5 protein-coding genes and 2 tRNA genes are annotated in these 9,386 nt (G+C 65.9%); 4 read left to right on the top strand and 3 right to left on the bottom strand.

The features are described 5' to 3' along the window. On the bottom strand, positions 1–1,387 hold a 1,387-nt coding region (locus AC1DBQ_RS19020; protein WP_476929991.1), incomplete at its 3' end, for a zinc-dependent metalloprotease. A gap of 296 nt (positions 1,388–1,683) precedes the next feature. Here AC1DBQ_RS19020 and AC1DBQ_RS19015 point away from each other — a divergent pair. The 4 genes from AC1DBQ_RS19015 (at position 1,684) to AC1DBQ_RS19000 (ending at position 6,585) form a co-directional block, all read left to right on the top strand. Beyond that, the gene (locus tag AC1DBQ_RS19015; protein WP_476929990.1) at positions 1,684–2,832 is read left to right on the top strand and encodes a YlbL family protein; all 1,149 of its coding nucleotides are present in this window, start codon (positions 1,684–1,686) and stop codon (positions 2,830–2,832) included. A gap of 214 nt (positions 2,833–3,046) precedes the next feature. Further along, positions 3,047–6,046 (top strand): UPF0182 family membrane protein, encoded by a 3,000-nt coding sequence (locus tag AC1DBQ_RS19010; RefSeq protein ID WP_476929989.1) that lies wholly within the window; start codon positions 3,047–3,049, stop codon positions 6,044–6,046. 177 nt (positions 6,047–6,223) lie between these two features. After that, positions 6,224–6,297: transfer RNA gene (locus AC1DBQ_RS19005), tRNA-Met, on the top strand. A 211-nt stretch (positions 6,298–6,508) separates the two neighbouring features. After that, positions 6,509–6,585: transfer RNA gene (locus tag AC1DBQ_RS19000), tRNA-Met, on the top strand. Positions 6,586–6,715: 130 nt separating this feature from the next. On the opposite strand, the gene AC1DBQ_RS18995 is transcribed toward AC1DBQ_RS19000, so the two are convergent. Next, complete coding sequence (locus tag AC1DBQ_RS18995; RefSeq protein WP_476929988.1) at positions 6,716–8,140, bottom strand: cryptochrome/photolyase family protein; 1,425 nt, start codon at positions 8,138–8,140, stop codon at positions 6,716–6,718. A 142-nt stretch (positions 8,141–8,282) separates the two neighbouring features. Further along, positions 8,283–9,071 (bottom strand): PspA/IM30 family protein, encoded by a 789-nt coding sequence (locus AC1DBQ_RS18990; protein ID WP_476929987.1) that lies wholly within the window; start codon positions 9,069–9,071, stop codon positions 8,283–8,285. Between the last annotated feature and the right edge of the window lie 315 nt (positions 9,072–9,386).

Genomic DNA, 9,386 nt, shown 5'->3' with positions numbered 1-9,386 from the left:
AGGCAGAGGCGTCGGAAGCGGCGGAACCAGTGTCAGCGGGCTCGTCGAAGCCTCCGTTCAGCAGCTTCTGCAGGGCGTCATCGACATCGCTGTCGCTGGCTTCGGCAAGCTTGCGGCGTTCGCTGAAGCCCTGCGGATCATCCAGGTCCTCCGCCGTGGGCAGCAGATCAGGGTGCTGCCAGACGGCGTCRCGGCCCTCGATCCCGCGTTCGGCCTTCAGCGAAGCCCAGAGCGTGKCGGCCTCGCGGAGCCGGCGCGGCCGCAGCTCAAGCCCCACGAGGGAGGAGAACGCGTGCTCCGCGGGGCCCCCGGTGGCCCTGCGCCGCCGGACGGTCTCGCGCAGTGCGGCGGCGGAGGGCAGCAGCTTCTCGGTCGCGCCCCACGTGAGTTCGTCCACCCAGCCCTCCACCAGGGCGAGGGCCGTCTCCAGCTTCTCGAGGGCCTGTTCCTGGGCGGGCGTGCGCTGCGGCATGAAGACACCTTGGGAGAGCGCCTCCTGGATGCCTTCCGGGTTGCTGGGGTCGATGTCCCGTGCCAGTTCCTCGATCTTGGACGTGTCGATGTGGATCCCGCGGGCGTAGGCCTCGATCGCGCTGAGGAGATGTCCGCGCAGCCACGGGACMTGCACGAACAGCCGGGCATGGGCTGCCTCGCGCACTGCCAGGAACAGGCGGATGTCGTTCTCGGGCAGGCTGAGGCCCTCACCGAATTTCGCCACATTGGCCGGCAGGAGCGCCATTTCGAGGTCGGCCAGGGGAACGCCGATGTCCGTCGAGCTGACCACCTCGGCCGAGAGGGCACCGATCGCCTGACMCAGCTGCATGCCGAAGATCGCCCCGCCCATGTTCTGGATCATCGAGGAGGMGCCACCCATCATGGATTTCATTTCCTCGGGCATCTGCTCGGTCATGGCGGCGGAAAGTGCGTTGGCAATGCTGTTGGCGACCGGCTCGGTCAGCCGCTTCCACGTTCCAAGGGTTTCCTCGACCCATTCGGCACGGGACCAGGCCCGGCCGATCAGTCCCGTGGCGGGAAGCCCCGTGACCTGGTCGAGCCAGAGCTCGGCGAGCCGCAGGGCCTCGTCGACCTCGCGCGACTGCTGGGACGTGACCGAGGGGTCCGATCCGCTGGCGGCCACGCGCCGGGCGTTCTCATGCGCCAGCTGCCAATTGACGGGCCCCTCCGACGGAGCGCTCATCATCGCCTGCACCTGCGAGAACATTTGGGCCAGGAGGTTCGGGTCGTCCGGGAGGCCGGCGGCCTTGGCGAGTTCAGCGGGGTCGATGTTGCCCATGCCCTGGCCGCCCATCAGGTTCTTGAGCATTTCTGCCAGGGGATCCTTGGGTTCCTCGTCGCCATTGGACGGATTGAGTGGGTTGGAGGTCATGATCCCGCCGATCGTCGGTGTGGCTGTTTCTCAACTTCACGGTACCCCCCTGCAAGAGCGGCTGTCTGCCGAAACCGCGCCACGTTCGCTGTAGGCAAAGAGCCTTCCGGGCCGMCCAACGCGTAGTCTTGGAAGTTGGAATATTTGCACGCGGCAGCCTCGGGTTAGGCTGTGGCGCAGGTGCGGGCTCAAGGCGTCCTGTCAGGATGCCTTGGCAGGCTTGTCCTGACAGGATTGTCCTGTCAGGAATCCCGTTAGGGGCCGCCGCCCCCGCGCCGGCACGGAGAGGTCGTTCAATGACAATCACCCAAGGTGAGCAGCCCGCCAGCGACCCCGCGGCCGGGCCGGTCCGGGGCAGAAGGATGCGCCTTCCGGGCACCGGCGCCMCGCGGAAGCGCGACAACCGCTCGTCAGCCATGCTCGTCTCGGGGCTGCTGACCCTGGCGCTCGGCATCACCGCGGTGATCCTGCCGGTGCCCTACGTGGTCGAGTCTCCCGGGCCCACGTTMAACACCATCGGCGAGGACAACGGCAAGCCGGTCATCAGCGTCACCGGCCACGAGACCTTTCCCGCCAAGGGCAACCTGGATCTCACCACGGTCTATGTCGATGGCGGCCCCAACGGTCCGGTCAGCGTCTTCGAGGCGTTTTCCGCGTGGCTCAACGGCGCCAAGGCCGTCTACCCCCAGGAACTGCTGTTCCMGACCGGGGTGACGAAGGAACAATCCCAGCAGGAGAGCGCCACGGCGATGACGACCTCCCAGGAGAACGCCGTCGCCGCGGCACTGAAAKAACTKAACATCCCGTTCGAGCAGAAAATGCAGGTCKCCKGGCTCCCGGACGACTCTGCCTCGAAGGGGTTGCTGCAGTCGGGCGACGTTTTGGTCTCGATCAATGACAAGCCCATCACGTCCCTCGGCGTGGTTCAGGCAGAACTGGCCGCAGGCAACGGTAAGCCCGTCAAGGTCATCGTGGACCGTGCCGGCAGCCAAGTGCCCGCCACCATCACGCCGGCCAAGAACAGTGCCGGCCGCTACATCCTCGGCGTCATACTGCAGTACAAGTTCACCTTCCCCTTTGACGTCAAGATCTCCCTCGACAAGGTCGGCGGCCCCAGTGCCGGCATGATGTTCGCCCTCGGCATCATTGACACTGTCACCCCCGGGGATCTGACCGGAGGCAAGCACATCGCGGGCACGGGAACCATTTCCCCCGACGGCGCCGTGGGGCCCATCGGCGGGATCGCCCAGAAAATGCAGGGGGCACGGTCCGGCGGGGCCACGCTGTTCCTGGCGCCGGCTTCCAACTGCGAGGACGTGGTGGGCCACATTCCCGGCGGGCTTCAAGTCGTCAAGGTGGAGAACCTCACGGACGCACGCAAAGCAGTTGAACTCGCCGCTTCAGGCGGCGACACATCCGGCCTTCCCGTGTGCACCAGCAACTAGACTKGCCGCGGAACTAAGCACCCGCGTCACTCGTGGCACTAATGACGGCCRCTGCCGTCCGTCGGGGACCCTGCTATAGGGCACTGACGGAACGGCGGGGGAGGCCGTTAGAATGCATCAACCCTGCAATACGGCACTTTGTCGCAGGACTGAATCACAGCAGCGACGAATAACTAAAAACCCGCAGTAGACGACCAGCTATGAGGTACCGAGTTTGTCCCGTCCCGCCAGCACTGTCCCGCCCGGAAGACCCCAGACACGACGCGGCGCCCTKACGCCAACGCTGATCATCGTGGCCCTGATCGTGGTCGGATTCATCTTCTTCGCCAATGTCTGGACGGATGTCCTCTGGTACCAGCAGCTGGGCTTCTTCGAAGTGTTCCTGACCGAAAACGTGTCCAAGATCGTGATTTTCCTGACCGGGTTCGCCGTCATGTTTGCCGCCGTCTTCTTCGCCATCCGCATTGCCTACCACGCGCGGCCGGTCTATGCCCCCGATTCGGAAATCCGGGACAACCTGAACCGCTACCAGGTCCAGCTCGAACCCATCCGGCGCGTGGTGATGGTGGGTATTCCCATACTCTTCGGCCTTTTCGCCGGCAGCGCCGCCGCCAGCCAATGGCAAAAAGTCCTCCTGTTCCTGAACCAGGAGCCGTTCGGCCAGAACGATCCGCAGTTCAACCTGGACATCAGCTTCTACCTTATGACTCTTCCCTTCCTCGGCTTCGTCACCGGGTTCCTCATCAGCGTCACGGTGGTCGCGGGACTCGCCGGCATCCTGACCCACTACCTCTACGGCAGCATCCGGATCATGGAACGCGGGATTTTCACCAGCCGCGCCGCACAGATCCACCTTGCCGTCACGGGCGCCGCCTTCCTCCTGCTGCTGGGCGTCAACTTTTGGCTGGACCGCTATTCCACGGTCCAGAACAACGGCGGCCGCTGGGCCGGTGCGCTGTACACGGACGTGAACGCCGTCATTCCGACCAAGTCCATCCTGGCTGTGGCCGCGGGTCTTGTGGCCGTGCTCTTCATCGTCGCCGCAGTGATCGGCAAGTGGCGGCTTCCGGTGATCGGCACCGCCATGCTGGTCATCACGGCCATCCTGGCCGGCGGTGTCTACCCGTGGGTCATCCAGCAGTTCCAGGTCCGGCCCTCGGAGCAGACACTGGAGAACGAATACATCAAGCGGAACATCGCCATGACCCGTGCCGCCTACGGCCTGGACAAGGTCCAGGAAAGTCGGTACAACGCCACCACCAACGCCACCACCGGTGCACTGGCCCCCGATGCACAGACCACCGCCAACATCCGTCTGCTGGATCCGAACCTGATCTCGGATGCGTTCTCGCAACTTGAGCAGTACCGGCCCTACTACCAGTTCCCCAAGGCTCTGAACGTGGACCGCTACCAGATCGACGGCAAGACCCAGGACACKGTCATCGCGGTCCGTGAGCTCAACCCGGATGGACTCGCCACCAACCAGCAGTCCTGGCTGAACCGGCACGTGGTCTACACGCACGGCTATGGCGTCGTCGCGGCCAAGGGCAACACGTTCACCGTGGACGGCAAGCCGKACTTCCTGCAGGCGGGCATCCCGTCCACCGGCGTGCTCGGCAACGACACGACCTACCAGCCGCGCATCTACTTCGGCGAGAACTCGCCAGACTACTCGATCGTCGGCGCGCCGGAAGGCGCACCCCACCGCGAGCAGGACCGCCCCGCGGCCAAGGAAGGCGACGGCGAAACGCAGTACACCTTCACCGGCAACGGCGGCCCGAACGTCGGCAGCTTCTTCAACAAGATCCTTTATTCGATCAAGTTCCAGTCCTCCGACATGCTGCTCTCCGACGGCGTTAACGCCGACTCGCAGATCCTCTACGACCRCAACCCGCGGGACCGCGTGGAGAAGGTTGCGCCGTACCTGACGGTGGACGGCAACGCCTACCCCGCCGTCGTCGACGGCCGGGTGAAGTGGATCGTGGACGGGTACACCACCAGCCCGTACTTCCCCTACTCCCAGCAGGAGCAGCTGTCCGCCGCCACGGCCGACTCCCAGACCGCCGCGAACCGGACGGTAGCCCTGCCGAACAGCTCGGTGAACTACATCCGCAACTCGGTCAAGGCCACGGTGGATGCCTATGACGGCTCCGTCACGCTCTACGCGTGGGACGACCAGGACCCCGTACTGAAGGCCTGGCAGAAGGTGTTCCCGACGGCCCTGAAGCCGTATTCGGAGATGTCCGGTGCGCTCATGAGCCACGTGCGTTACCCGGAGGACCTGTTCAAGGTCCAGCGCGAACTTCTTGGCCGCTACCACGTGACCAACCCGGACGCCTTCTACACCAACAATGACGCGTGGTCCGTCCCGAACGACCCCACCGTCCAGGACGAAGTCAAGCAGCCGCCATACTACATGTCACTGAAGATGCCCGACCAGGACAAGCCGGCGTTCCAGCTGACCTCATCGTTCATCCCGCAGGTGGTCAACGGCAACGCCCGCAACGTGCTGTACGGCTATCTGGCCGCAGACTCCGACGCCGGCAACCAGAAGGGCGTCAAGGCGGCCAGCTACGGCCAGCTCAGACTCCTGCAGATCCCGCCGGAAACCCAGGTCCCCGGCCCCGGCCAGGCGCAGAACAAGTTCAACTCCGACCCCACCGTTTCGCAGGCCCTCAACCTGCTCCGCCAGGGTGCGTCGGCGGTGCTCAACGGCAACCTCCTGACCCTGCCGGTCGGTGGCGGCATGGTGTACGTCCAGCCCGTCTATCTGCGGTCCACGGGTGAAACCTCCTACCCGACACTGCAACGTGTCCTCGTGGCGTTCGGCGACAAGATCGGCTTCGCGCCCACGCTGAACGAGGCACTGAACCAGCTGTTCGGCGGAAACTCCGGGGCGGCGGCAGGGGACTCGGCGAACAAGGGACAAGCCCCGGCCACCCCTGGAGGCACCACGCCGGCTCCCGGAACCACGGATGCCAAAGCGGAGCTGAAGGCCGCCCTCGATGACGCCAACGCTGCCATCAAGGCGGGCCAGGACGCCCTCGCTAAGGGTGACTTCGCCACATACGGTGACCAGCAGAAGAAGCTCGCGGCGGCTCTGCAGAAGGCGCTCGAAGCCGAAGCGAAGCTGGAAGCGACGCCGACACCGGCACCGGCAKGCGTCGCGTCACCCACGCCGTCGGCCACCCCGTCAGCAACAGCCGGCGGCTAACGCTGCAATAGGACCGGGCGCACGTTGCCCGGAAGGCCAGACAGGCCGGKACTGCCTTTCACGAAGAGGGTGTCCCGGCCTGTGGGCTTTMCGGGCGGCTCACGCGGGCGGCGAGATGCACATCACGTCACCTCGATTTGGCCTCAAGTTCACCGGCAGGTAGAGTTGATAGTGCGACGCGGGGTGGAGCAGTTCGGTAGCTCGCTGGGCTCATAACCCAGAGGTCACAGGTTCAAATCCTGTCCCCGCAACTGGAGAAAAGGTCCGGAACACTGGAAACAGTGTTCCGGACCTTTTCTTTTAAGCTCCGGGCCGCTGTGTGGTGTCCCTCGGGCCCTAGCCCCTCACCAGGCCCTGGTGCACGGCCACGTTCCGTGACTGTGCCGGATCAGCCCCGCGCAGGAGCCCGCGGGGGCAGGTGGTCATGGCGCCTCCGAAAGTACGGTAGTGTTGATCAAGCGACGCGGGGTGGAGCAGTTCGGTAGCTCGCTGGGCTCATAACCCAGAGGTCACAGGTTCAAATCCTGTCCCCGCAACCAGTAAGCACCAGCGGTGCACAGGAAAGGCCCGGATCATCAGATMSGGGCCTTTTCCGTTGCCTGCCTGTCCCGTCGCCTGAGCTGTTGTCCGGCKGTCGCACCCGGGCCCGGTAGCGGCAGGTGCCGGGCCTCAGCCGTCCTTGAGCCGCTGGTAGGTCGCCAGTGCCCTGGCCCGGGTTTCGGCAAGGTCCACGATGGGTGCCGGATAGCCGGGGGCGGCGCCGTCGGCCTTCCACGGCTCATGGACGGCCTTGTCGTCCAGTGCCGCGAGCTCGGGGAGATACTCGCGGAGGTAGCGGCCGGCGGCGTCGAACTTCTTGCTCTGGGTGACCRGGTTGAAGATCCGGAAGTAGGGCGAGGCATCGKCGCCTGACCCGGCCACCCACTGCCAGTTGGCCGGGTTGCTCGCGGAATCGGCGTCCACCAGAGTGTCCCAGAACCAGGCCTCGCCCAGCCGCCAGTCGGCCAGGAGGTTCTTGACCAGGAAGGAGGCCGCTGCCATCCGCACGCGGTTGTGCATCCAGCCGGTGTGCCAGAGCTGGCGCATGCCGGCGTCGACCAGCGGATAACCGGTGCCGCCCTCCTGCCAGGCCGCCAGCTCGGCTCCCGAGGGCGGCTGCCACTCGAAGCGGTCGAACTCGGGCCGATAATTCCGGGTCGCCAGGTCCGGGTTCTCGTAGAGCAGCTGCCAGCAGAATTCCCGCCAGCCGAGTTCGGAGCGGAAGATCCCGACGTCGGCCGGTGCTCCCGGCGCAAAGTGTTCGCGCAGTGTGTGCCAGATCCGGAACGGGCTGATTTCGCCAAAGCGCAGGTGCGGGGACAGCCGGCTGGTGCCTTCGACGCCGGGGATATCGCGGCCGGTGCCGTATTCGGCCGCGGGCCCGTCCACGAAATCCGCCAGGCGGCTGTGGGCGCCGGCTTCTCCCGGTGTCCAGGTGGCGGCCAGGCCGGCGCTCCAGTCGGGTGGCCGGGGGAGCAGGCCCCAGTCGTCGAGCGGCTCGCTGGCAGGCAACTGCCCGTCGCCGGTGCGTGCCGGGKCCGGCAGGCGGCCCGGGGGCGCCAAGGGCAGACGGGGTTCGGGGCCGGCTACGCAGGCCCTCCAGAACGGCGTGAAGACCTTGTAGGGCCCCCCGCTGCCGGTCCGCACGGTCCACGGTTCGAACATGAGGTTGGCCTGGAAGCTTGTGGCGCCGATGCCCTCCGCCGTAGCCCAGGTCTTCAGACCTGCATCCACAGCGCGTTCGGGCGCACCGTAGCGGCGGTTCCACAGCACGGCGTCGGCAGCGGTTTCCGCGGCGAGGTCCTGGATGATCTGCGCGGCAGGGCCGCGGCGGAGCACCAGCCGCGAACCCGCGGCCTCCAAATCAGCGGCGAGTGCGGCCAGGGAGTGGTGGAGCCACCATTTCACGGCTCCGCCCAGCGGCCGGACGCCGGGCGATTCCTCGTCGAGGACATAGACAACGGTCAGGGGTGTGCCCCGGGCGGCGGCCTCCGTCAGCGCAGGATTGTCATCCAGCCGGAGGTCGTCACGGAGCCAGACAAGGGTCGCAGACATGGGTCCACGCTACACGCGGGAGCCACAGTCCGGGCACAACAAGGGCCGGATCCCGGCGGCAGAACCTGGTGTGTCAGGCTGGGCCGCCGGAGTCCGGCCCTGGTTCGTTCCTTGGCGCCGGCACTGAGCGCCGGGTGGCCGGTTAGAGCTTGTCGAAGTCGGCCTCGTCGACCGTGGAGCCGGAGGCAGCACCGTTGCCGGTGCCGATGGCCGCGGGGGAGCCACCGGACTTCATCGCGGCCAGCCGGGCCTCGATCTCGGTCTGCTCGCCCATGTCTTCCAGCKAATTGAACTGGGCGTCCAGGCTTGAGGCGGCAAGCTCCTGCTGGCCACGGACCTTGGCTTCCTCGCGGCGGATCTTCTCTTCGAAGCGGCCTACCTCGGATGTGGGGTCCATGATGTTGATGCTCTTGAGGGCGTCATGGACCTGGCTCTGCGCCGCGACGGTCTTGGACCGGGCCACCAGCTCATTCCGCTTGCTGGTCAGTTCGTTGAGCTTGCCCTTCATCTGGTCAAGGCCGTGCTTGAGCTTGTCCACCACTTCGGTCTGGGCTGCGATGTTCGGCGCGGCGGACTTGGCCTCGTTTTCCGAGGCGATCTGGCGCTGCAGGGCAACTTTGGCGAGGTTGTCGAACTTCTCCGCGTCACCGACGTCGCCCTTGGCGCGGTATTCGTMGGCTTTGCGGGACGCRGCGAGGGCCTTGTTGCCCCAGTCCTGGGCRTTGCGGATGTCCTCGTTGTAGTCGTCCTGAAGCATACGCAGGTTGCCGATGGTCTGTGCCACAGCGGACTCAGCCTCCGCAATGTTGTTCGTGTAGTCACGGACCATCTGGTMCAGCATTTTCTGCGGATCCTCGGCTTGGTCCAGCAAGGAGTTGATGTTGGCCTTCGCCAGCTGCGCCATGCGGCCGAAGATGGACTGCTTAACCATGGTGTTACCTTTCGTCCTGCTCAGTTGTCTCACTGATTCCAGTGAACCGTTGATGTGTCTCTTCTATCCGCTGTTTGGTCTATCCGCTGTCCGGTCCGTTGGGCGTGGTCTCTAATGGTTCGGGGCTGTTGCCGTGCAGCACGTGGGCAAAAAAGGCTAGAAACTGCCGGAGTCGCCTCCGCCGAAGTCGCCGCCACCGCCGAAGTCGCCGCCACCGCCCCAACCGCCGCCGGAATCGCCGCCGCCGCCCCAGCCTCCGCCGCCACCCCCGCCTCCGCCATGGAGGATCGAGTTGATGAGGATTCCGCCGAGGAT

It is taken from the genome of Arthrobacter sp. 10T413_2 (assembly GCF_056394205.1).
Note: the sequence above shows the minus strand (reverse complement) of the source record. Positions and strands in the feature narration are given on the sequence as shown.